Here is a 22,123-nt window from a genome sequence, read left to right as displayed (position 1 = left end):
GGACCTACCACCATGAGTACAACACATACGATCCGGCCGTTCCTGCGCCTCAGCGGCCTCGAACCGCTCGTAGTAAGACCGGAAACCAACTTCCTCAACGTCGGCGAAAGGACCAACGTTACCGGCTCCAAGAAATTCGCACGGCTCATACGCGAAGGCTTATACGAAGAAGCGCTCTCCGTTGCCCGCCAACAGGTGGAAAGCGGCGCGCAGATCATCGATGTGAACATGGACGATGCGCTGCTCGACGGCGAAAAGGCCATGACCACCTTCCTCAATCTCCTTGCCTCCGAGCCAGACATCTCCCGCATCCCGGTGATGATCGACTCCAGCAAGTTCTCCGTGATCGAAGCCGGCCTCAAATGCCTCCAGGGCAAATGTATCGTGAACTCCATCTCCCTCAAGGAAGGAGAAGAGAAATTCATCGAGCAGGCCATCATCTGCCAAAGCTACGGCGCATCCGTTGTCGTAATGGCCTTCGATGAAAACGGCCAGGCGGATACGCTCGAAAAACGCGTAACCATCTGCCAGCGTGCGTACGACATCCTGGTAAACCGCGTAGGCTTCGACCCGCAAGACATCATATTCGACCCCAACATCTTCGCCATCGCCACCGGCATCGAAGAGCATAATAACTACGCAGTAGACTTCATCGAAGCCTGCCGCCAGATCAAACAGCGCATGCCGCTCGCCAAAATCAGCGGCGGCGTATCCAACGTATCGTTCTCGTTCCGCGGCAACGACGTGATGCGCGAAGCCATGCACTCCGTGTTCCTCTACCACGCCATCCGGGCCGGCCTGGACATGGGGATCGTGAACGCCGGGATGATCCAGATCTATGACGAGATCAACCCGGAAATGCGCGAACTGGTGGAAGACGCCATCCTCAACCGCAGAGACGATGCTACCGAAAGGCTCATCGCCTACGCAGACACCGTGAAGGCGAAAGGGAAAGTGATCGAGAAAGACGAAACCTGGCGCAAAGGGACCGTAGAAGAAAGACTGAGCCATGCGCTGGTAAACGGTATCACCGATTATATCGAAGCCGATACAGAGGAAGCCCGCCAGAAATATCCCCGTCCGCTGGAAGTGATCGAAGGGCCGCTCATGGATGGCATGAACATCGTAGGCGACCTGTTCGGTTCCGGGAAGATGTTCCTCCCGCAGGTCGTGAAAAGCGCCCGCGTGATGAAAAAATCCGTGGCCGTGCTCACACCCTTCATCGAAGAGGAAAAAGCGAAATACGTGGCCGAAAACGGCGGCGTGGTCAAATCCGCAGGTAAGATCCTCCTCGCTACCGTGAAGGGGGACGTGCATGATATCGGCAAAAACATCGTGGGCGTGGTGCTCGGCTGTAATGGTTACGACATCATCGACCTCGGCGTGATGGTACCGGCGGAAAAAATCCTCCAGACCGCGCGCGACGAAAAAGTGGATATCATCGGGCTCAGCGGCCTCATCACGCCGAGCCTCGACGAAATGGTCCACATCGCCCGCGAACTGAAACGCCAGAACTTCGACATCCCGCTCCTCATCGGCGGCGCCACCACTTCCCGTACCCACACGGCCGTGAAGATCGCGCCGGAATACGATAACGGCGTGGTACATGTGCTCGATGCATCGCGCAGCGTAACCGTAACCGGCAACCTGCTCAATAAATCGCTGCACAAGAATTTCCTGTCGGAAGTAAAACACGAATACGACAAGCTCAACGAGCAATTCAGGAATAAAAAGCCCGTCAAACAGTACCTCACACTGGCAGACGCAAGGGCCAACAAAGTTCCCATCGACTGGAACGCTTTCACGCCCGTGAAACCCGCTCAGCCGGGGATCCACGAATTCCAGCATTACGACCTGGGCGAAATCGCGCAGTACATCGACTGGAACCCGTTCTTCATCGCCTGGGAACTGCACGGGAAATTCCCCGCCATCCTCAAAGATGAAGTGGTAGGCCAGCAAGCCTCCGATCTGTATAAAGACGCACAGGCCATGCTGAAAAAGATCATCGACGAAAAGTGGCTCACCGCCCGCGCCGTGATCGGCCTTTTCCCCGCCAATTCCAACGGACTGGATACCGTGACGGTCACTTCGCCGGACGGTGCGCAGGTACCGCTGGAGTTCCTCCGGCAGCAGATCAAGAAAGCGCCGGGCCAGCCGAACATCAACCTGTCCGACTTCATCGCTCCGGCATCAACCGGCAAGCAGGACTGGATCGGCGGATTTGCCGTGACAGCAGGCGAAGGCATCGAAAAGTGGCTGGATAAATTCAAAAAGGAGCATGACGATTATTCCAGCATCATGCTGAAGGCGCTGGCAGACCGCCTCGCCGAAGCGTTCACGGAATTGCTGCACGAAAGGGTGCGGAAAGAATTCTGGGGCTACGCGACGGAAGAGCACCTGTCCAACGACCAGCTGATCGCCGAAGAATACCTCGGCATCCGTCCCGCCCCGGGCTACCCTGCCTGCCCCGAGCACACGGAAAAATATAAACTGTTCGATCTGCTGGGGGCCACCGCATCTACCGGCATTACGCTGACCGAATCGCTGGCGATGTACCCCGCAGCGAGCGTGAGCGGCTGGTATTTCGCCAACCCGCAATCCAAATATTTCGGCCTGGGCAAAATCGAAAGGGACCAGTTGCAGGATTATGCGGAACGCAAGGGTTGGGACCTGGAAACGGCCGAAAAATGGCTGCGCCCCAATCTCGATTAGGCGTAACCGTTCAAATATTTACAGGCGCAGTTCTCCGGAGCTGCGCCTTTTTTAATGCTGTCAAATCCGCTATTTGGGCAAATCCGCGACATTGTATGAATGGAGCATGCGATCGCCGACCATGAAACGTATTTCCTTCGCTTCCGATTTGGGAATGGCGCCGAGCCAGGCCATCGCTTTGGTGTAGGTGGTTTTCGGGGCATCCACCTGGATGATGAAATCCAGCGTGAGCTCGTTTTCCGATCGCAGGACGCGCCTCAGCTCGATCGACTGTGTGAGCTCGCTGGGGCGCAAAACAACGGCGGCGAGGAGGTTCTGGCTGAAATCGATCGTGTCTATGGTGTTGTTCATCGTTTTGGCGACGCCGAAAACCTTTTTCATTTCTTCCGCATTGTTGATGACCCAGCATTGCACGCTGTCGGTAAATTTAACGGTATTGTTGACGAAGTAACCGCTGAGCGGGCGGATCACTACGTCCTTCTGCATGACGATACTCGTGGAATCCGTGCTCAGCGTGTCTTTCGACGAAGAATGCTCGTCGGAGCGCGAAGTGCCGGGGCCACAGGCGGCGAGGAACAGCAGTAAACCTGCCATGGATAAGCTTTTCATAATGATAGTTTTGGTGTTGCAGATGGGGAGGATACCGCAAACACGATACCGGGAACCCCGGCTTCTATAACATTTTCATGACAGAAGAAGTTGAAAACAGGAGAACCACGCAGGAAAATGCGTAGAATTACGCTTGAAAATACCCTCCGGAGGGTATTACCTTTGTGCTATGCAATTAGATGCATGTAACCCCAAAAAAGCAGTTCAGAAAGTTAAGGTACACACTGTTCAGTTAACCCCAGTTACAGTTTTAAGGCCGCCGGTAAGGGCGGCCTTTTTTATGTTCAAACTTGTTTGACAGGATTATTTAACGTCTACCCACATCCCGTTATCGCGGATGAGGTTGATAAGCTCGGTTACGGCCACATCGCTGGAGAGGCCGCGTTTCACGACTTCCTTCCCGCGGTACAGGGTAATTTTCCCCACGCCGCTGCCCACATACCCGAAATCGGCGTCGGCCATTTCTCCCGGACCGTTTACGATACACCCCATAATGGCGATTTTCACACCCTTGAGATGGTTGGTCACCGCGCGGATGCGGGCCGTGGTTTCCTGGAGGTCGAACAACGTCCGGCCGCAGGAGGGGCAGGAAATGTATTCCGTTTTGGAGATGCGCGAACGGGTGGCCTGGAGAATGCCGAAGGCAACGTTGTTCAGCGTGGCGGGAGAAGAAGATTTTTCGGCGGCCCTGAGCCACAGTCCGTCGCCGAAGCCGTCCAGCAGCAGCGCGCCGGTTTCGGTGGCGAAATGTATGAGATCTTCATCGGCGTTTTGATGGGCGCTGTTGCACTGGAGGATCACGGGGTGGGGGAGTTTTTGCTCCATCATCCCCACCAGTAACCGGCGTACCGATGCCATGGCGTGCGCGTTGCCGCTGGCCACCACCGGCACCACGTTCCCTTTCAATTGCGCCAGCGCGTCCAGCACGCCGTTGCCCAATTGGTCTGCGTCCACCTGCACGAAATTCACGATGTCGCTGGTCGCGGAAATGCTGTTGATATCGTGGAAATACGGATGGTATTTGGATTTGTCTTCCGCCTGCTGCCAGGTTTCCTGGTCCACGATCACCTGCAAGGTGCCGGGCAGCGCGAAGGGGAGGATCTGACGGCCGGTGAACAGGTAATCCGCCGCCGCGTCGCCGATGTTCCACTTGTCGGTTGCTTCATCGTAATGATACCCGATGCCTTCGAGGTGGGCTGGTGTGATGGCGGGAATATGACGGAGGTCCGCCACCACCACGGGCACCTGCTTGCCGCCGATGTTGCCGATGGCGACGGATGCGCGTTTGGCGAACTGGAAAGGCGAATACGGCAGTTTCTCCGGATCGGCGACAGGCGCAATGGGCGCATGGCCCGCGCGCTGGGTGTACCGGCGCACGAGGTCGCGGCAAACGGGCAGCTCGAACTCAGGATCTTCCGTGAGCGACACGCGGATCGTATCTCCCACGCCGTCTTCCAGCAAAGTGCCGATCCCCGCGGCCGATTTGATGCGGCCGTCTTCCCCGTCGCCGGCTTCCGTAACGCCGAGGTGGAGCGGGTAGCAATGCCCGAGCTCCTGCTGCATGGTGCTCACGAGGAGGCGATAGGCCTGCACCATCACCTGCGGGTTGCTGGATTTCATGCTGAGCACGATGTTGCGGAAATGGAGGTCTTCGGCGATGCGGAGAAATTCCATGGCGCTTTCCACCATCCCGTTCGCGGTGTCGCCGTAACGGCTCATGATCCGGTCGCTGAGAGAACCGTGGTTAGTGCCGATGCGCATGGCGGTGCCGTGTTCCTTGCAGATGTTAACCAGCGGCGTAAACCGGTCGCGGATGCGGTCGATTTCTTCCTGGTATTCCGCGTCCGTATATTCGAGGAGCTCGAATTTCTTTTTATCGATGTAGTTGCCGGGGTTGATGCGGACCTTCTCCACGATACGCGCCGCTACTTCGGCGGCGTTGGGCGTGAAGTGGATGTCGGCCACCAGCGGCGTGGTGTACCCGCGTTTCCGCAGTTCGTTTTTAATGGGGAGCAGGTTATGCGCTTCCTTGATGCTGGGAGCGGTGATCCGCACCAGCTCCGCGCCTGCTTCGATGCAGCGGATCGATTGTTCAACGGTGCCCATGGTGTCCATCGTGTCGGTCGTGGTCATCGTTTGGATCCGGATCGGGTGGTAATTGCCGATGGTGAGGTCGCCCACTTTTACTTCCAAAGTGGCCAGTCTTTCGTATTTCGTCAGAGATGGACAATATAATTGCATGAATGCGGTATGTTGATCGTTTTGAGTTTATTTCAACGGATTGATAATAAACATTTTAATGTGTGAAATGTATATTGTAGGAGGTATCGCGGAAACGGTATCTTACCCAGTACATTTTTTCAAAATTAGCAAATAATTCCCCGTTCGCTGCTATCCTCCTATTTTGTTATATTATATGAACGGTAGGCTTCCCGCCCGATAATTTGCCTAGTTTTAGCAAGTTTTGTGTGCGTAATGTTTGTAACCAGCATCGCCAGTGTCAGCATTTAACCTGAGAATCAATAACCTATCATCGATTTTGAGTAAGATAGAGGATACCATACCCTACCAGCAGATTCCGCTAAACGGACAGTTCAGCGTTTTCGAGATGGAGCATTTCCAGACCGAATACGCTGGTGTTCCCCATCGCCATCATGTTTTCCAGATACTGTGGTTCACCAGGTCCGCCGGCGATCATATCGTCGATTTCGTGACCTACGAACTGGGCGATAACATCCTTTTCCTCCTCCGCCCCGGCCAGGTGCACCAGTTGCCCAAGTCGGGCTTCTACGGATACAGCATCACTTTCACCGAGCAGTTTTACTGGGAAAACAAGCACGAGCGGCAGACCCTGTACGATTTCACCACGCTGTTCGACGATTCGCAGGAATACGCGCCTATCCGCATCGGCGCCACGGCGGCGGAATCCCTGCAGAAGCTCATTGCCCTGATGCGCGAAGAGTTGCGGCAGGAAGGCGGAAGCAGCTTCGTGATCAAACATTACCTGAACGCATTTCTGTTGCTGGCGGAAAGGGAGAAGAAGAACAACCCGGTCAACAGTCCCGACGTCCACAACCACGATACCCGTATCATCCAGCTGCGGCGGCTGGTGGAGAAGCACTTCCGCCAGGAGCACCAGGCCGGCTTTTATGCCGCTCATTTCTCGTTGACGGCCAAGCGGTTGAACGAAATCGCGCGGGAAGCCATCAGCAAGACCGTGACCGATATGGTGCACGACCGCCTCGTCCTGGAAGCCAAAAGGCAGCTGGCGTTCAGCAACCGCAATGTGAAAGAGATTTGTTATGAACTGGGATTCGAGGACCCGGCGTATTTCAGCCGCTTTTTCCGGCATCATACCGGCATTTCTCCCCACGAATTCCGGGAAACGGTGTTCAAATAGTGCAATGGAATTGCCTTTTTGTCCAAACACCGGGGAGGAATTCGAAGCTATTTTTACATCTGTTTAAACGGAAACCATGCTTTATAACGCGTTTCAAGCGCGTTTTTTTACATTTTGGAAAGGAAAGTAAGCAAAAAGCCGTCCTACGACCAGGACGGTTTTTTTATTTCCCGATGGAGAACCCCCGGCCGAGGACTTCATGCACTTCATGGATGACCGTAAATGCTTCGGCATCCACTTCCGCCACTACTCTTTTCAGTTCCATCAGCTCCTGCTTGTTGATGATGACGTACAGCACTTCCTTGGGGTCTTTCGTATAGGCGCCGTGGCCGTGGAGCACGGTGGCGCCGCGGTTCATGCCGCGCGTGATCTTTTCCGCGATGATGGCGGCGAAAGGGGAGATGATGGTGACGGCGCGCTTGCTGTTGAAGCCTTCTACCACATAATCCACTACCCGCGCACCAATGTATACGGCAATAAAAGTGTACATCGTACGCTCGATGCCGATCATGAAAATACCTGCGGAAATGACGACCACATCGAACGTGAGGATGGCGTTGCCGAGGCTCCATCCGAAGTATTTATTCAGTACCCGCGCCACGATGGATGCGCCGCCCGTGGTGCCGCCGGAAAGGAAAACGAGCCCCAGCCCGATGCCTACGAGCAAACCCGCGAAGATGGCCGCCAGCAAGGGATCGTTGGTGGGCGGCTGCCGGTTGGCCTCCGTGATGTAGAGAAAAAAGGAACAAAAGAGAATGGAAAGTAAGGTGTAGATAACGGTCCGCCGGTTCAGCAGGCGCCAGCCCACGATCATGAGCACCGCATTGATGAGGAGGTTCACCAGGCCGGCAGACCATCCCAGCAGATAATGCGATAATATGGAAATGCCGATCACCCCGCCTTCGGAAAGTTGGCTGGGGATGGCGAGGAAATTAATACCGATGGCGAATATGAACGATCCGAGCAGGATCAGGAAAATGTTCCAGGCGTGCACTTTCATGCCGCAAAGGTACGGGAAGGCCTGAAATTACCAGTCCTTTTCCACGCTCACGGGCGAGCCCTTGGTTTTCTTCATCTTATCTTCCTGGAGCTTCTTTTCCTGTTGCGCCAATGCCTGGAGGAGGCGTTTCGCTTCTTCCTGCGAGAGCTTGCTGGGTTTAGGCTTTGGCTGCTGGTCTTGTTGATCTTTCTGATCTTTCTGGTCTTGCTGCTGGTCCTTTTTATCCTGCTGGTCTTTCTTGTCTTTGTTCTGCTGGTCTTGCTGGTCTTTCTGTTGCTTGTCTTTGTCTTTCTGCTCTTTGTTATCTTTCCCGCCGCCCTGGTTCTGCTGTTGCTTTTTCAGCATTTCCTGCGCGTAGGCGAGGTTGTATCGCGCCTGTTCGTCGGCCGGGTTGGCTTTGAGGGCTTTTTTATAAGTGGCGATGCTTTCTTCCCATTTTTTATCTTCCATGAAAGTATTGCCGATGTTGTACATGGCGTCGGCAGCGTTTTCTTTCCGGGTGGGGGCTTTCAGGGCGTTGGCGTATTGCTGGCGCGCGGCGTCGTAGCGTTTCTGTTCGTAGAGCGAATTGCCGAGGTTGAAGTTGCCTTCCATGGATTTTGCGTTCCGCTCCAGCGCCTTTTTGTAGCTGGCTTCCGCGTCGGCGTACTGCTGCTTTTTATACTGTTCGTTACCCTGGCGGATGTATTTGGACGTGCCTTGCTGCGCCGCCGCCGGCAGGGCGAAAGCGAGCAGGGATGCGGTCAGGATGCTGATGGTATGGAGGATGTTCTTTTTCATGCGGCCTCCGCTTTTTGTATCCCGGGCAATGCGTCGGTTTTCTTGCGGGAAGTGCCTTCGGGAATGAAGAATTCCAGCACGATCAGCACGAGGCAGATGCCAAGGAAATATTGGAAATAGCTATTGTAGTCGGTGAACACGTTCTCGCCGAACTCTTTCTGTTCCATTTTGTCGATCCGGTCGGAAAGGGCGTCTACCACTTCGTCCGTATTGTTCAGCAATTGCAGGTACATGCCTTTGCCGGCGGATGCGATCTTTTTGAGCTCTTCTTCGTTGAGTTTGGAGATAACGGTGTTGCCTTCGTTGTCTTTTTTCACGCCGCCGGATTCTGCGTCGGGGAGGGGCGATCCGGTGGGGGAGCCGATGCCCACGGTATAAATGACCACCCCGTTTTCCAGGGCTTTTTTGGCTTCGGCAACGGCGCCTTCCTGGTGGTCTTCACCGTCTGAAATAACGATGAGGGCTTTATGTTTGCGTTCTTTCTTGTTGAAGGCTTCGTCGCTCACGCGGATGGCTTCGCCGATTTCGGTGCCCTGTCGGGGGATGAGATCGGGCGTGATGCTGCCCAGGTACATGCGCGCGGCGGAATAATCGACCGTCAGCGGCATCTGGAGATAGGCGTTCCCCGCGAAAACGACCATCCCTATACGATCGTTGTCCATCTTTTCCATGAGCCGGGTCACGAGCTGCTTGGCCCGGGTAAGCCGGTCGGGCTTGGCGTCTGTGGCGAGCATGCTCTTGCTCACGTCCAGCGCGATGATCACGTCTACGCCTTTACGGGTGATCTTTTCCACGCGGCTCCCTTTCTGCAGGTTGGCCAGGCCGATCACGCCGAAGAAAAAGGCGAGGAAAACGAGGATGAACTTGAGGGTGAAGAGTTTGCGGGAATATCCGCTGAACAGTTTTTCCACCATAGCGGGGTCGCCGATGCGGCGGATAGACCGGCGCTTCCACCAGGAAACCCAGAAGAAAGCGAGCGCCAGTACGACCAGGAGCGCGAACGCCCACAAATACTCTGTATGTTGGAATCTAAGCATGTTGTAAAACGCCACTTCCCGGGCAAAGGCCGGGAAGTGATTCAAAAATAATTTTTTTGTAACGTATTACAAGGGTCAGGGGAAATGTTTTACCAGTTTTTTAACACCCTATCGTTCCCCTTTGTAAAATCCTTCGCTGGAAAGGATGTTGCGCGTCAGCTCCTGGCCCAGTGCTTTCATGTCGGCCGAAGGGTCTTCCGTCTCGAAATTGAGGACGAAGAAGGAGGGATGGAGGTTCTCCTCGATCCAGCCGGTTACCCAGCCGGTCCTTTTGGCGCCGGTGCGGGCTTCGCCGGCTTTCCAGGCGAAAACGTATTTAGGGGTCTTTTCCATGATCATGAGCCCGGCGGTGAGCTCCTGCGCGCGCTTCTGGTAGGGGAGTTGGGAGAAATAGAGTTGCTTGGTGAAGCCGAGCACTTCGTCTGGACTGATCTGCAGCGAGTTATCGAGCCAGAAGGTGTCTACCCGGCTGATTTTGCGGTTGCCGAAGCCGACGGAGTCCATCCACCGCTGGAGGGTGTCTTTCCCGATGGTGCGGGCCACTTCCTGGAAGGCGGGCAGCGATGCGTTGCGGAAGGCCTGGTTGAAAGGCTCCCCGGCAACGGTCACCACGGAGTCGCGGATGGCGCCCGTTTGCAGGCCGGTAAGGGCGAGGAACGGCTCAAAGATGCCGGCCGGTACCATGCGCTCTTTGGCGCGGTCGATATTATAGACCCGGAAGGTGCCCTGCCCGTTGTCGAACAGCATAAAACAGCCTTCCAGCTTGTGCTTCGCAAAGTATTGCTGCCACTCTTTCGCATCTTTCACGTTGTTGGGAGTGCAGGCACCGAGCCCGAGGGCCGCGGCGATCAGTAACAGGCCGAATCTTTTCATCAAGCGGTAAATTTTTTTGATCGAGACTGCAAAAGTAAGGCTTCCCCCGTAAAAGGAGGGATGATGCAGATCAGGTTTCGCCGCCGGGCATGAAAAAAGGCGGCCGGAGCCGCCTTCCCGGTTGATATGTATTTGAATATTATACGGTTTCGGCCGTTTTCAGCACGCCCAGTTCCTTGCCCACCTTCGTGAACGCTGCGATGGCCTTGTCCAGGTGCGCCTGTGTATGCGCCGCGCTCAGCTGCACGCGGATGCGCGCCTGGCCTTTGGGCACCACGGGGTAGAAGAACCCGATCACGTAAATGCCTTCCGCCAGCAGTTTGTCTGCAAAATCCTGGCTCAGCTTGGCATCGTACAGCATGACGGGAACGATGGGGTGATCGCCCGGCTTGATGTCGAACCCGGCGGCGGTCATTTTCTCGCGGAAATATTTCGTGTTGAACTCCAGCTGGTCGCGCAGCTCGGTGGTTTCGCTCAGCATATCGAGCACGGCGATGGACGCGCCTACGATGCTGGGGGCCACGGAGTTGGAGAACAGGTACGGACGGCTCCGCTGGCGGAGGATGTCGATCACTTCCTTCGGGCCGCTGGTGAAACCGCCGGAAGCGCCGCCGAGGGCTTTGCCGAGCGTGCCGGTGATAATGTCTACCCGGCCCATCACGCCACGGTATTCGTGGGTGCCACGGCCGGTTTTGCCGAGGAAGCCGCTGGAGTGGGATTCGTCGGTCATGACGATGGCGTCGTATTTATCGGCCAGGTCGCAGATCTTGTCGAGCTGGGCGATGGTGCCGTCCATGGAGAAGGAGCCGTCGGTCACGATAATGCGGCTGCGGGCGCCTTTGGCTTCCTGGAGCTTGGCTTCCAGGTCGGCCATGTTATTATGTTCGTAGCGGAAGCGCTGTGCTTTGCAGAGGCGGACGCCGTCGATAATGGAGGCATGGTTGAGGGCATCGGAGATGATGGCGTCCTGTTCGCCGAAGAGGGGCTCGAATACCCCGCCGTTGGCGTCGAAGGCGGCAACATAGAGGATGGTGTCTTCCGTGCCGAGGAATTTGGAGATTTTCTCTTCCAGTTCGCGGTGAATGTCCTGGGTGCCGCAGATGAACCTCACACTGCTCATACCGTAGCCATGGGTGTCGATCGCGTCTTTGGCGGCGGCGACAACTTTGGGGTGGGAGGAAAGCCCGAGGTAGTTGTTTGCGCAGAGGTTGATGACGGTTTTGCCGTTCACCGTGATTTCGGCGCCCTGCTCGGAAGTGATGATCCTTTCCCGCTTGTACAAGCCGGCGTTATCGATTTCCTCCAGCTCGGTTTGTAAACGTTTTACGAAGTTCTGATTCATGTTGCACCTTTTTTATAGCTCTTGTCTAACAAAGTTAGGGCAATAAATGTATTACGCTTCCTGCGGGCGGAAATGGGGAATCGGCCGCAAGGGAAAAAAATTGACGGAGGTGTAACATTTAATTCACGGTTTGCGTCATATAATTATCACAGACGGTTGGATTATGACGAGACGAACTGTTTGCTGGTGCATTCGGCAGGCTTGCTGACATTTTATCTTCCAAAAGGGCGTTTTGCGCCAACGGAAGCGTGTGCAGGCTCATCGGGCATCGTGCTTTCCGTACAATTGTCATGGCGCCGTGGCTGGACCGGGAAAACGGCACTATTCAACAATTTGTCGGAACTTAGCACGCTAAAGAACCTATCGCCGGATGACGGAAAAGGAGTATAACAAATGCGTAGATCTGTACAGCGATAATCTCTTCCGTTTCATCGTGAAGAACCTGGGGCACTCGGAAGATGCCCGGGACGTTGTCCAGAATGCGTTCGAGATATTATGGAAGCACGTTAGTGATGTGCCTTTTGAAAAGGCCAAGAGTTATCTCTTTACTGTGGCTTACCATAATATGATCGACCATGTCCGGAAGGTGAAGCGGGTAACGTTGGTGGAAGAGTTCCGGGAAGAAACGAAAATATCGGACCAGAAGATACATAACGCACGGAGTATCATAGAAAAAGCCCTCGACCGGCTGAGCGACGTACAGCGATCGCTCATCTTGCTGAAGGACTATGAAGGGTACAGTTACGATGAGATCGGCGAAATCATGCAGCTCAATGCCTCGCAGGTAAAAGTATATCTCCACCGGGCCAGGGCGCATCTCAAGGAATATCTCGTGAAAATGGAAAACGTGATTTAGTCAAGGTATTCAAAATCAGAATTTTATGTCAGTCGACATTCACATATCGAACTACGAGGAGTATCTCTACAGTTATGTAGACGGCGAGCTGAATCCCGAGGAAGCCGCTGCCCTGGAGGCTTTTGTGGCCGCCAACCCGCGGGTGCGCGCGGAGCTCGACCAGCTGCTGGCCACCAAACTGCCGGCGACCGGCCCCGTGTTCGACGGCAAAGCCGCCCTTTACCGGCAATCTGCCGCTCCCGAAAGGAATTACGAAACCGTTCTGCTCGAATATATCGACGGCGAACTTTCCCCCGCGGAAGTGAGCGCCCTGGAAGCTTTTATGGAAGAGCATCCCGCCCTGCGCGCGGAACTGGCCATTTGGCAAAAGACCCGCCTGCAGCCAGACCCCGCGGTATCCTTCGGCGACAGATCCACCCTCTACCGCCATGCCGAAAAGCAGCGCGTGGTACGGATGGACCGTCGCTACTGGTGGGCCGCCGCCGCCATGCTGGCCGGTTCCCTCTTCCTGCTGCGCAACTCCTTCCGCCAGGACGACGCGGCGCCCGCACCCCAGCCAATCGCCGTAATGCAGCCCGCCGCGCCTTCCGCGCAACCGGATGCGACGCCGGTAGTGCCGCAGGCCGCGGAAACACTTCCGGCTTCGCCGGAGAAAGCCGCTGCGCTGGCAGACGCCGGCATTCAGCCGCGTAACGCAGCGAATGCCACGAAGCAACGCCCGGTAACTACGGTGGTTCCGTCCGAAAAAGACGATTTGGTGCAAGAACCTGCCGACGCGACGCCCGCAGCTTCCAATACCCTGCTCGCGCTCAACACCATTGACCGCCCGGCCCCGCGGCCCGAAGCGGCTTCGGTGAACGCCAGCATTTCCCCTGCGGCAGCGGGAATCAAAGAGCCGGAAACCGCGCCCGTCAAAGCGTCGATCGACGTGCAGCATACCGCATCCCTGGCCACGGCGGCGCCCGAGCCGCCCGGTGAGCTGATCATGTCGGTAACGGGGAACGGGCTCGAAAGCAAGGTGTTGGACAAGGTGACGAACGTGGCCCGCATCTTCGCCAAAAAAAGGAATAACAGATAACATCCAACTAACCGGTTAAACGGTATAGATATATGAAGTGTAAAATTTTACTCAGTTGCTTACTGGTCTTCGTTTCTGCCGCCGCGCTCGCGCAAAGGCAGGCTGCGATCGATACCATTCAGATCAAGGGACTGGTGATCGTCAAAGGCAGGAATGCCGAAGGGAAGAACGTGTTCAGGGCTTACCAGGATACGGGATATGCCCGCCAGAAGCTGAAAAAGAACCTCCACACCCGCTGGCTCGTATTCGACGTGGGTTTCAATAACTATCGCGACGAGAGCGATTACAACGGCGCGGCCATCGTGTCTCTGCACCCGGCCAATAATTCCGGTTTCCTGGGATCGTCTTACGCCAGCCCTGTTTATTACGACAAAAGCTTCGATTATTCCGGCGCGGCGCTGAACAGCTTCGCTCCGCGGATGGCAAGCCAGCCGTTGACGCCTTCCGAGTTCAAACTGATCCCCGGGAAGTCGATGAACGTGAATATCTGGATCATCATGCAAAAGCTGAACCTGTACAAGCACAAGATCAACCTGATCTATGCGGCAGGCCTGGAGATGAACAATTACCGTTTTGCGCGGAACATCAGCTATGTGCCGGGTTACCCCACCACGATCATCCGCGATACGGTGAACTTTTCGAAGAACAAGTTGTTTGTAGAGTATCTGTCCGTTCCATTGATGCTGAACTATACAGCCAATCCCGCGCGCCCGAACCGGTCTTTCAAGATGAGCATGGGCGTACAAGGAGGGTATCTGTTGAAGGCACGCACCAAACAGATCAGTGAGGAGAGAGGCAAGGAAAGATTGACAGACGAATTCAGCCTGAACAAATGGCGTTTTGCGCTGACCGGCGAATTAGGTTACGGACCTGTTAAATTATACAGCAATTTCGCACTCACCCCCCTTCACGAGTATGGGCTCGAGCAGTATCCATTTTCAGTTGGTTTTAGGTTTAACGGATTCTAATTTGTACATTTAAGGCCGAGAAAACTGAAATCACGGAAACTTGGCGTTGTCGGGTAGATGGCAAAGCGACCCGGCAGACGTATCCTATAAAACTGACTAAAACTCCCAAAAAGTAGAGAAGTATGCGTTCTATCCTGATGTTTCTTGTAGTGGTTGGAGGTATCGTGACTATGCACGCAAGCAATCTGAAGTTACCGGATGCCCCAAATGCACCCACAACCGGAGGAAACTCGGACGTTTCTATTCCCGGCAGTGCCAAAACATTGCCCGCTCCCGATGCTTCCGAATCGGTGGTATACATGCCAGACAGCGTTTTTCATGTTTATCGCGATCACAATCTTTTCGTTACCGATCATTATCACGTACTGTACGTGAAGACCGACACGGTATTCCTCACTACCCAAAGCCCGGAAAACCATCGTAAGGTGATGGCCACGAACGTTTTGTTCCGGTAATCCTTTCGAGCGGAAATATTCCGGTTACGCCATGCTTGCTTGGCGCAGGGTTCATTATATTTGGCGGATAAAACACCAACCGCCTTATGAGAAAAATGTTTCTGCTCCTGGTATCGGCCACTATGCTGGTCCAGGCGGCCTTTTCGCAGAGCGCTCCACCGGTATGGAAAGAAGCCCAGTCCGGCGGCTACAAGTACCGCTATATTCCGGGAGACCCGATGCAGGCCCGGTTTTACACCCTCTCCAACGGCCTGACCGTTATTCTCAGCGTTAACAAGAAAGATCCCCGCATTCAGACGCTCATCGGCGTCAGGGCCGGGTCCAACAGCGACCCCGCCACCCACACCGGCCTCGCGCATTACCTGGAACACCTCCTGTTCAAAGGCACCTCCAAATTCGGCAGCCTCGATTGGGCAAAGGAAAAACCCCTGCTCGATAACATCGAAAAACTGTACGATACCTATAACCGCACCACCGACGAAGCCAAACGGAAAGCCATTTACCGGCAGATCGACAGCGTTTCCGGCGTCGCGGCCACCTTCGCCATCGCCAACGAGTACGATAAAATGATGACGAACATGGGCGCCCAGGGCACCAACGCCCACACCTGGGTCGAAGAAACCGTGTACCAGGAAGATATTCCCTCCACCGCCGTCGACAAGTTCCTCGCCGTTCAGGCAGAACGCTTCCGCGATCCCCAGTTCCGCATCTTCCACACCGAGCTCGAAGCCGTGTATGAAGAAAAGAACCGCGGGCTGGACAACGACGGCCGGAAGATGTACGAAACTTCCCTCACCGCCCTGTTCCCCACCCACAACTACGGCCAGCAATCCACCATCGGTACCATCGAGCACCTGAAGAACCCCTCGCTCATCGAGATCCGCAAGTTCTACAACAAGTACTACGTACCGAACAACATGGCCATCATTTTCGCCGGAGATTTTGATCCGGATTACGTGATCCGTAAGGTTGACGCGGCCTTCAGCTACATGAAGCCCAAGCCCGTTACCGAATACACCGGCCCGAAAGAGCAGCCCATCACCCGGCCCATCGTGAAAGAAGTGTTCGGGCCCGATGCCGAGAACATCAGCCTCGCATTCCGCATGCCGGGCGCAACAGACACCCGCAATACCGTGCTCCTCAATGTGGTGGCCTACGTCCTGTCTAACGGCAAAGCCGGTCTGCTCGATCTCAACCTCAACCAGCAACAGAAACTCCTCCGCGCATCCATCAGCCTCTATCCCTGGAAAGACTATGCCGTGTTTTCGCTCAACGGCCGCGCCAAACAGGACCAGTCGCTGGATGACGTGAAAGATCTCCTGCTGTCGCAGCTCACCGCGCTCCGCAACGGCGATTTCGACGAATCCCTCATCAAGGCGATCGTCAATAACATCAAGCTGGACGAAATACAGGGGCTCGAATCCAACGAAACCCGCGCCAACTCCCTCATGGACGCGTTCATCAAACACCGCGGCCAAAACTGGAATTACGACGTGGGCATGATCGATGCCATGAGCAAAGTGACCAAAAAAGACATCACCGACTTTGCCAACAAGTTCCTGAACAACAACTACGTGTTGCTCTACAAACGCAAAGGCGAAGACAAGAATATCGCGAAGGTAGACAAGCCGCCCATCACGCCCGTAGCCGTGAACCGCGATGCACAGTCCGACTTCCTGAAAAAAGTGGCCGCCATGCCCGAAACGCCCGTGCAGCCGCTCTGGCTCGATTTCCAGAAGGATATCCAGAAAGGGAAGGCCGGCCCTGCGGAACTGTTGTACGTGCAGAATAAGGACAACAGCCTTTTCCGCCTTCACTACCGTTTCGACATGGGCAACTTCTCCGACCGCCAGCTCGGCATGGCGCTGGAATACCTGAAGCTCGCCGGTACCGATAAATACACGTCGGAAGACATCAGCAAGCAATTCTACCAGATCGCCTGCAACTTTTCCGTGAACGTGGAAAACGAGGAAACAACCGTAACGCTTTCCGGCCTCCAGGAAAATTTCGACAAAGCCGTGGCCCTGTTCGATCACTTGCTGACGCAGTGCAAGGCAGACGAAAAAGTGCTCACCGGGCTGAAGAACCGCATGCTGAAATCGCGTGCTGACAATAAGCTGAACAAGGCGTCGATCCTCCGCGGGCTGCGCAGCTATGCAACGTATGGCGCAAAAAATCCCTTCAACCTGCAACTCAGCAACGAAGAGCTGAACGCGCTGACGGCCGAAGGGCTCGTACAGCAGCTGCACGACCTTTCCAACATCCGCCACTCCGTGATTTATTACGGTCCGGCTACGATGGCGAGCGTTTCCGGAGACGTGGCGCGCCTGCACAAACAACCGGCTGCCTTTAAGGAAGCGAAGCCGGCCGTGGCGTTTACCCGCACGGTGAATACCGGCAACAAAGTGTTGTTCGCCGATTACGATATGGTGCAGGCCGAAGTGAACTGGGTGCGCAATACCGATGGGTACGACGCTTCCCGCACCGCGGTGGTAGACCTGTACAACAACTATTTCGGTTACGGAATGGGCTCCATCGTCTTCCAGACCATCCGCGAATCGAAGGCGCTGGCGTATTCTACGTATGCGTTTTATGCTTCCCCCGTGAAGAAGGACGACAAATATTCCATGCTCGCGTATGTGGGCAGCCAGGCAGACAAGATCAACGAGGCGATCGTGGGGATGAACGAACTACTGACCACGCTTCCCGAATCCGACAAGGCGTTCGAGACGGCGCGGAGCAGCATGCGCAAAGGCATTGAAACCGAGCGTATCACGCAAGATGGTATCGTGTTCAATTACCTCGGCGCCCTCAAGCTGGGGCTCGATTCCGATATCCGCAAATCCGTTTACGAACGCGCCGGCCAGCTGAAATTCAGCGACCTGCAACAGCTGCATCAAACGGAAGTTTCGGGTAAACCGTACACTTATTGTATCGTGGCGTCGGAGAAAAGACTGGCGGCCGACGATCTGAAAAAATACGGCGACGTACAGAAACTTTCCCTCGAAGAAATTTTCGGTTACTGATCCGCATTGATAATAAATCACTTGAAAGAGCGCCCCCGGGCGCTCTTTTTCGTTTGCACAATATTGGAATCGTTCATGCGTTAAACGGAAAGACATAAACTGAATAACCGACTGTATATCCATGTGGCGAATTTGCTGTCTGATCCTCCTGTTGCCGCTTTTCGCGTTTGAGCACAACTACGCTGACCTTTACACCGTCCGGCTGGACCCTTCCCGCATCGATGCGGACAAAGTTTTCCTCCTGGTCGATAAAAGTGATTACCGCATGTATGTGTACGAAGATGTTACGCTGATCAAAATCTACAAAGTGGTTTTTGGCAGTAATGACCAGTCAGACAAGATGGTGGAGGGCGACAAGCGCACGCCCAACGGCACTTTCCGGATCCAGCAGAAGCGGGTAGACGGGCGCTGGAGCCGGTTTATGTTACTGGATTACCCGAACAGCGAGTCGTACGAAAAGCACGGGCGCCGTGTGAATGCGGGGCAGGTCCGGTCTGACGCGAGCCTTGGCGGCGGCATCGGGATTCATGGGGTGGAGAGCGCCTCGGGCATCCTGGATTATTATGTAGACCGGCGCATCAACTGGACGTTGGGTTGCGTCAGCCTGAAAAACGGGGACATCAACGAGATTTACAACGTCGTGAAGGTGGGAACGCCCGTCGTGATCCGCCCGTAAAATACGTAACCACGTTAACCATATAAAAAAAGAGGGATACGCATCGTATCCCTCTTTTCGTTTGCGTATCTGCGAATGAATTACAGTTTTCCGAGTTTGATTTCCTCCACTACGGCGGGGTCTAGCAGGGTAGACGTGTCGCCGAGATTATCGAGCTCGCCTTCGGCGATTTTGCGGAGGATGCGGCGCATGATTTTGCCCGAGCGCGTTTTCGGCAGGCCGCTCACGAACTGGATTTTGTCCGGTTTCGCGATGGGGCCGATGATGCGGGCAACGGTCTGCATGATATCTTTCTTCGTGAGCTCGGGATCTTTTACGTGCAGTTCGGAAATGACGTAAGCGTAGATGCCCTGGCCTTTGATATCGTGCGGATAGCCTACCACGGCGCTTTCCACTACGCCTGCGTGCATGTTGATGGCGTTTTCCACTTCAGCGGTGCCGATGCGGTGGCCGCTCACGTTGAGTACATCGTCTACACGGCCGGTGATGCGGTAAAATCCGTCTTCGTCGCGAAGGCAGCCGTCGCCGGTGAAATAGAGATTATCGTACGTAGAGAAGTACGTGGTGCGGCAGCGTTCGTGATCGCCGTAGGTGGTGCGGATCATGCCGGGCCAGGGGAACTTGATGCAGAGGTTGCCGTTCACGCCGTTGCCGGTGATTTCCTGGCCGTTTTCATCCACGAGCACGGGCTGGATGCCGGGCAGCGGGAGAGTGGCGTAGCCGGGTTTTTCCGGGGTGATGCCGGCGATGGGGGCGATCATGATGCCGCCCGTTTCGGTTTGCCACCAGGTGTCGGTGATGGGGCATCTGCCTTTGCCGATCTGGTCTTTGTACCAATGCCAGGCCTCCTCGTTGATGGGCTCGCCCACGGTGCCGAGGGTGGTGAGGGAGCTGAGGTCTTTATGGTTGACCGGCCCGAGCCCGAAGCCCATGAGGCTGCGAATGGCGGTGGGCGCGGTGTAGAGCACGTTTACGCGGTATTTGTCGACGATGTCCCAGAAACGGCCGGCGTCCGGGTAAGTGGGAACGCCTTCGAACATAAGCGTGGTGGCGCCTGCGCTGAGGGGGCCGTAGACGATGTAGGAATGACCGGTGATCCAGCCGATGTCTGCCGTGCAGAAAAATACCTGGCCGGGTTTATACTGGAACGAATTGATGAAGGTGTAATTGGCGTAAACCATGTAGCCGGCGCAGGTGTGCACCACGCCTTTGGGCTTGCCGGTGGAGCCGGAAGTGTAGAGGATGAAGAGCATGTCTTCAGCATCCATTTCCTCGGCGGGAACGGGCGGGTTGCCTTGTGTTTCCACGGCTTTGATCTCGTCTTCCCACCACACGTCGCGGCCTTTCAGCATGGAAACCGGGGTGCGGGTCCGGGTGCAGACGATCACTTTCTTAACGGACGGGCAAGCCATGAGGGCATCGTCTATCACGGATTTGAGCGGAATGTCTTTTGCGCCGCGGAAAGCCCCGTCGCAGGTGATCACCAGGGAGGCCTGGGCGTCCTGGATACGGTCGGCGATCGATTGTGCGGAGAAGCCGCCGAAAACCACCGAGTGGATGGCGCCGATGCGGGCGCAGGCCAGTACGGCGATGGCGAGCTCGGGGATCATCCCCATATAAATACAAACGCGGTCGCCTTTCTTCACGCCATTATTCTTCAGCACATTGGCGAACTGGCAAACCTTATTGTACAATTCACGGTAAGTAAGGATGCGATGGCGCTCCTCCGGATCGTTGGGCTCCCAGATGATGGCGGGCTGATTGCCCAGGGTGCCCAGGTGCCTGTCGAGACAGTTTTCGGTAATGTTCAGCTTCGCTCCGGTGAACCATTTTACGTCGGGTTGCTTGAAATCCCATTCCAGCACTTTATCCCATTTGCGGCGCCAGTAAAAATGGTCCGCCACATTGGCCCAGAATCCCTCCGGATCCGTAACACTGTGCTGCCAGGCCTGTTTATATTCGTCAAAACTCTTGAGTTGGTACGGGTACGACATGATACCAGATAGATTAAAATGTTTTTAACAGTTTTTTTAACGGGCCTTAAATTTAAACAATTAAGTTTGAACAATATCAAATAATGATCAAATAACATTGGAATTGGTTCAATAACGACGAACGCCCGGCTCATCGGCCGGGCGTTCTTATTTCGCTGAAACGCTTGTTACTGGAGGGTTTTGACCCGTTCCTTCACATACGTGTGGATGTCCGTTTCGTTTTTGGTTTCGGGCTTGGCGCTCTTCAGGTAAAGCTGGTAGTGCCTTTTGGCTTTCTGCGGGTCTTGCAGTTGCTGGTCGTAAATCCGCGCGATGCCGTATTGGCGCATGGGTTGTTTAAAGAGATAATACGCCGTATCATAATAACTGATCGCCGCGCGGTAGTTCTTCATCTTTTCGTAATTGCCTGCTATGGCCGCATAGTAACTGTCGAGGGATTTGGACTTCGCCATGTTGATGCATTCCAGCAACAGCGAATTACTTTTCTCGTACTGTTTTAATTCACCGTATGACATGGCTGCATAAAACTTCATGGTTTCCGGGGCATCGCCCACCAGCTCCGCGAAAAAGTCGTGCACCCGGATGCAGCTGTCGTATTGCTTCATGTTGTAATAGGTGGCCGACAGGTAAATATAAGCGAGCGGAGCCATGGCGCGCGATTCCATGATTTGTCTGCCGAAGCGCACCGCATCGTCGAAATTGTCCAGATTGAAGGAAGTTTTCACGAGCATGGCGTTGATGTTGACGTTCATGCTGTCTGTCAAATGATATTTTTTCAGCAGGCTGTCTGCCTTGCCAAATTCCTTCTTCCCCATATATTCATCCGCGATGAACGTTACCGTGCCGGGATCGAGCGGGTTGATGGCGTAGGCCCTTTCCATGTAAACAGATGCCGAATCCTGCAGCCCCACAACGTTGGAGGCGGCGCGGGCGAGCTGTTTCCAGCAGGCGGCGCTGTTCGGCCGCAATCCGGTCAGCCGCTGAAAATGGGGGATGGCCTGGGTGTACTGTTGCTGTTGTGCCGCCATGGCGCCCAGTTGCTGGTTAGCGGTGATGTGGTTGGAATCGATGTCAAGGATGCGTTTATAGTAATGCGCGGCTTCGGCGGGCTGTGCATTCTGGAAATACGCATTGGCCAGGATCACCAGGCCGTTGGGGTGCTTCGGCTGCACCGTTTTCTCCATGTACCGGATCACCTGTTCAAATTCCTGGTTCTGCAGGTAGCCCATCAGCAAATCATTGTCAACTTTATCCTGCGCGGAAACACCGCCGCAAATCACAAAGGAAAGGAGCGTAAATAGGAATCGCATAAGCGTG

17 protein-coding genes are annotated in these 22,123 nt (G+C 55.0%); 8 read left to right on the top strand and 9 right to left on the bottom strand.

Annotation, left to right across the window (positions count from 1 at the left end; genetic code table 11):
• Positions 1-12: 12 nt before the first annotated feature.
• Complete coding sequence (gene metH, locus ACQKLP_RS24980) at positions 13-2,712, top strand: methionine synthase (RefSeq protein WP_427325806.1); 2,700 nt, start codon at positions 13-15, stop codon at positions 2,710-2,712.
• A 69-nt stretch (positions 2,713-2,781) separates the two neighbouring features.
• Here metH and ACQKLP_RS24975 read toward each other — a convergent pair whose 3' ends face one another.
• Together ACQKLP_RS24975 and ispG are read right to left on the bottom strand one after the other, a co-directional pair.
• The gene (locus ACQKLP_RS24975; RefSeq protein WP_427325804.1) at positions 2,782-3,321 is read right to left on the bottom strand and encodes a hypothetical protein; all 540 of its coding nucleotides are present in this window, start codon (positions 3,319-3,321) and stop codon (positions 2,782-2,784) included.
• 303 nt (positions 3,322-3,624) lie between these two features.
• Positions 3,625-5,562 carry a (E)-4-hydroxy-3-methylbut-2-enyl-diphosphate synthase gene (gene ispG / locus ACQKLP_RS24970; RefSeq protein WP_427325802.1) on the bottom strand — a complete coding sequence of 646 codons (1,938 nt, stop codon included), beginning with the start codon at positions 5,560-5,562 and terminating at the stop codon, positions 3,625-3,627.
• 298 nt (positions 5,563-5,860) lie between these two features.
• Here ispG and ACQKLP_RS24965 point away from each other — a divergent pair, with 298 nt between their 5' ends.
• Complete coding sequence (locus tag ACQKLP_RS24965; protein ID WP_427325801.1) at positions 5,861-6,721, top strand: helix-turn-helix domain-containing protein; 861 nt, start codon at positions 5,861-5,863, stop codon at positions 6,719-6,721.
• A gap of 163 nt (positions 6,722-6,884) precedes the next feature.
• Here ACQKLP_RS24965 and ACQKLP_RS24960 read toward each other — a convergent pair whose 3' ends face one another.
• The 5 genes from ACQKLP_RS24960 to kbl all read right to left on the bottom strand — a co-directional run bounded on the left by ACQKLP_RS24960 (position 6,885) and on the right by kbl (position 11,753).
• Entirely contained in the window at positions 6,885-7,721 is an 837-nt protein-coding gene (locus ACQKLP_RS24960) for a YitT family protein (RefSeq protein WP_341841949.1), read from the bottom strand.
• 27 nt (positions 7,722-7,748) lie between these two features.
• Positions 7,749-8,501, bottom strand: coding sequence for a tetratricopeptide repeat protein (locus tag ACQKLP_RS24955; RefSeq protein ID WP_427325799.1), 753 nt, complete (start codon positions 8,499-8,501; stop codon positions 7,749-7,751).
• Entirely contained in the window at positions 8,498-9,538 is a 1,041-nt protein-coding gene (locus ACQKLP_RS24950; RefSeq protein WP_427325798.1) for a VWA domain-containing protein, read from the bottom strand. Before ACQKLP_RS24950 ends, ACQKLP_RS24955 begins: the two co-directional genes overlap by 4 nt.
• Before the next feature lie 108 nt (positions 9,539-9,646).
• Complete coding sequence (locus ACQKLP_RS24945; RefSeq protein WP_427325797.1) at positions 9,647-10,411, bottom strand: penicillin-binding transpeptidase domain-containing protein; 765 nt, start codon at positions 10,409-10,411, stop codon at positions 9,647-9,649.
• Between the two features lie 139 nt (positions 10,412-10,550).
• Complete coding sequence (gene kbl, locus ACQKLP_RS24940; protein ID WP_427325796.1) at positions 10,551-11,753, bottom strand: glycine C-acetyltransferase; 1,203 nt, start codon at positions 11,751-11,753, stop codon at positions 10,551-10,553.
• 370 nt (positions 11,754-12,123) lie between these two features.
• Here kbl and ACQKLP_RS24935 point away from each other — a divergent pair, with 370 nt between their 5' ends.
• The 6 genes from ACQKLP_RS24935 to ACQKLP_RS24910 all read left to right on the top strand — a co-directional run bounded on the left by ACQKLP_RS24935 (position 12,124) and on the right by ACQKLP_RS24910 (position 18,812).
• A complete protein-coding gene (locus ACQKLP_RS24935) occupies positions 12,124-12,609 on the top strand; it encodes an RNA polymerase sigma factor (protein ID WP_341841945.1) in 486 nt (161 codons plus the stop codon).
• Between the two features lie 25 nt (positions 12,610-12,634).
• A complete protein-coding gene (locus tag ACQKLP_RS24930; protein ID WP_427325794.1) occupies positions 12,635-13,687 on the top strand; it encodes a hypothetical protein in 1,053 nt (350 codons plus the stop codon).
• Between the two features lie 32 nt (positions 13,688-13,719).
• Complete coding sequence (locus ACQKLP_RS24925; RefSeq protein WP_427325792.1) at positions 13,720-14,655, top strand: outer membrane beta-barrel protein; 936 nt, start codon at positions 13,720-13,722, stop codon at positions 14,653-14,655.
• Between the two features lie 122 nt (positions 14,656-14,777).
• Positions 14,778-15,110 (top strand): hypothetical protein, encoded by a 333-nt coding sequence (locus tag ACQKLP_RS24920; RefSeq protein ID WP_427325791.1) that lies wholly within the window; start codon positions 14,778-14,780, stop codon positions 15,108-15,110.
• Between the two features lie 86 nt (positions 15,111-15,196).
• A complete protein-coding gene (locus ACQKLP_RS24915; RefSeq protein ID WP_427325790.1) occupies positions 15,197-18,136 on the top strand; it encodes a M16 family metallopeptidase in 2,940 nt (979 codons plus the stop codon).
• A 121-nt stretch (positions 18,137-18,257) separates the two neighbouring features.
• Positions 18,258-18,812 carry a L,D-transpeptidase family protein gene (locus tag ACQKLP_RS24910; protein WP_427325789.1) on the top strand — a complete coding sequence of 185 codons (555 nt, stop codon included), beginning with the start codon at positions 18,258-18,260 and terminating at the stop codon, positions 18,810-18,812.
• Positions 18,813-18,892: 80 nt separating this feature from the next.
• Here the strand turns inward: ACQKLP_RS24910 and acs are convergent, their stop codons facing one another.
• Together acs and ACQKLP_RS24900 are read right to left on the bottom strand one after the other, a co-directional pair.
• Positions 18,893-20,806, bottom strand: a complete 1,914-nt coding sequence (acs, locus tag ACQKLP_RS24905) for an acetate--CoA ligase (protein ID WP_427325787.1) — start codon at positions 20,804-20,806, stop codon at positions 18,893-18,895.
• A gap of 167 nt (positions 20,807-20,973) precedes the next feature.
• On the bottom strand, positions 20,974-22,116 hold the full coding sequence (locus ACQKLP_RS24900; RefSeq protein ID WP_427325786.1) for a tetratricopeptide repeat protein: 1,143 nt from the start codon (positions 22,114-22,116) through the stop codon (positions 20,974-20,976).
• Between the last annotated feature and the right edge of the window lie 7 nt (positions 22,117-22,123).

Origin of the sequence: Chitinophaga sp. NPDC101104, assembly GCF_050277495.1 — a bacterium.
Taxonomy (GTDB): domain Bacteria; phylum Bacteroidota; class Bacteroidia; order Chitinophagales; family Chitinophagaceae; genus Chitinophaga.
This window is presented reverse-complemented; position numbering and strand designations above follow the sequence as displayed.

Coding starts and splice junctions, on each gene's coding strand:
- metH (WP_427325806.1), top strand. CDS start 13: ATGAGTACAACACATACGATCCGGCCGTTCCTGCGCCTCAGCGGCCTC.
- ACQKLP_RS24975 (WP_427325804.1), bottom strand. CDS start 3,321: ATGAAAAGCTTATCCATGGCAGGTTTACTGCTGTTCCTCGCCGCCTGT.
- ispG (WP_427325802.1), bottom strand. CDS start 5,562: ATGCAATTATATTGTCCATCTCTGACGAAATACGAAAGACTGGCCACT.
- ACQKLP_RS24960 (WP_341841949.1), bottom strand. CDS start 7,721: ATGAAAGTGCACGCCTGGAACATTTTCCTGATCCTGCTCGGATCGTTC.
- ACQKLP_RS24955 (WP_427325799.1), bottom strand. CDS start 8,501: ATGAAAAAGAACATCCTCCATACCATCAGCATCCTGACCGCATCCCTG.
- ACQKLP_RS24950 (WP_427325798.1), bottom strand. CDS start 9,538: ATGCTTAGATTCCAACATACAGAGTATTTGTGGGCGTTCGCGCTCCTG.
- ACQKLP_RS24945 (WP_427325797.1), bottom strand. CDS start 10,411: ATGAAAAGATTCGGCCTGTTACTGATCGCCGCGGCCCTCGGGCTCGGT.
- kbl (WP_427325796.1), bottom strand. CDS start 11,753: ATGAATCAGAACTTCGTAAAACGTTTACAAACCGAGCTGGAGGAAATC.
- ACQKLP_RS24935 (WP_341841945.1), top strand. CDS start 12,124: ATGACGGAAAAGGAGTATAACAAATGCGTAGATCTGTACAGCGATAAT.
- ACQKLP_RS24930 (WP_427325794.1), top strand. CDS start 12,635: ATGTCAGTCGACATTCACATATCGAACTACGAGGAGTATCTCTACAGT.
- ACQKLP_RS24925 (WP_427325792.1), top strand. CDS start 13,720: ATGAAGTGTAAAATTTTACTCAGTTGCTTACTGGTCTTCGTTTCTGCC.
- ACQKLP_RS24920 (WP_427325791.1), top strand. CDS start 14,778: ATGCGTTCTATCCTGATGTTTCTTGTAGTGGTTGGAGGTATCGTGACT.
- ACQKLP_RS24915 (WP_427325790.1), top strand. CDS start 15,197: ATGAGAAAAATGTTTCTGCTCCTGGTATCGGCCACTATGCTGGTCCAG.
- ACQKLP_RS24910 (WP_427325789.1), top strand. CDS start 18,258: ATGTGGCGAATTTGCTGTCTGATCCTCCTGTTGCCGCTTTTCGCGTTT.
- acs (WP_427325787.1), bottom strand. CDS start 20,806: ATGTCGTACCCGTACCAACTCAAGAGTTTTGACGAATATAAACAGGCC.
- ACQKLP_RS24900 (WP_427325786.1), bottom strand. CDS start 22,116: ATGCGATTCCTATTTACGCTCCTTTCCTTTGTGATTTGCGGCGGTGTT.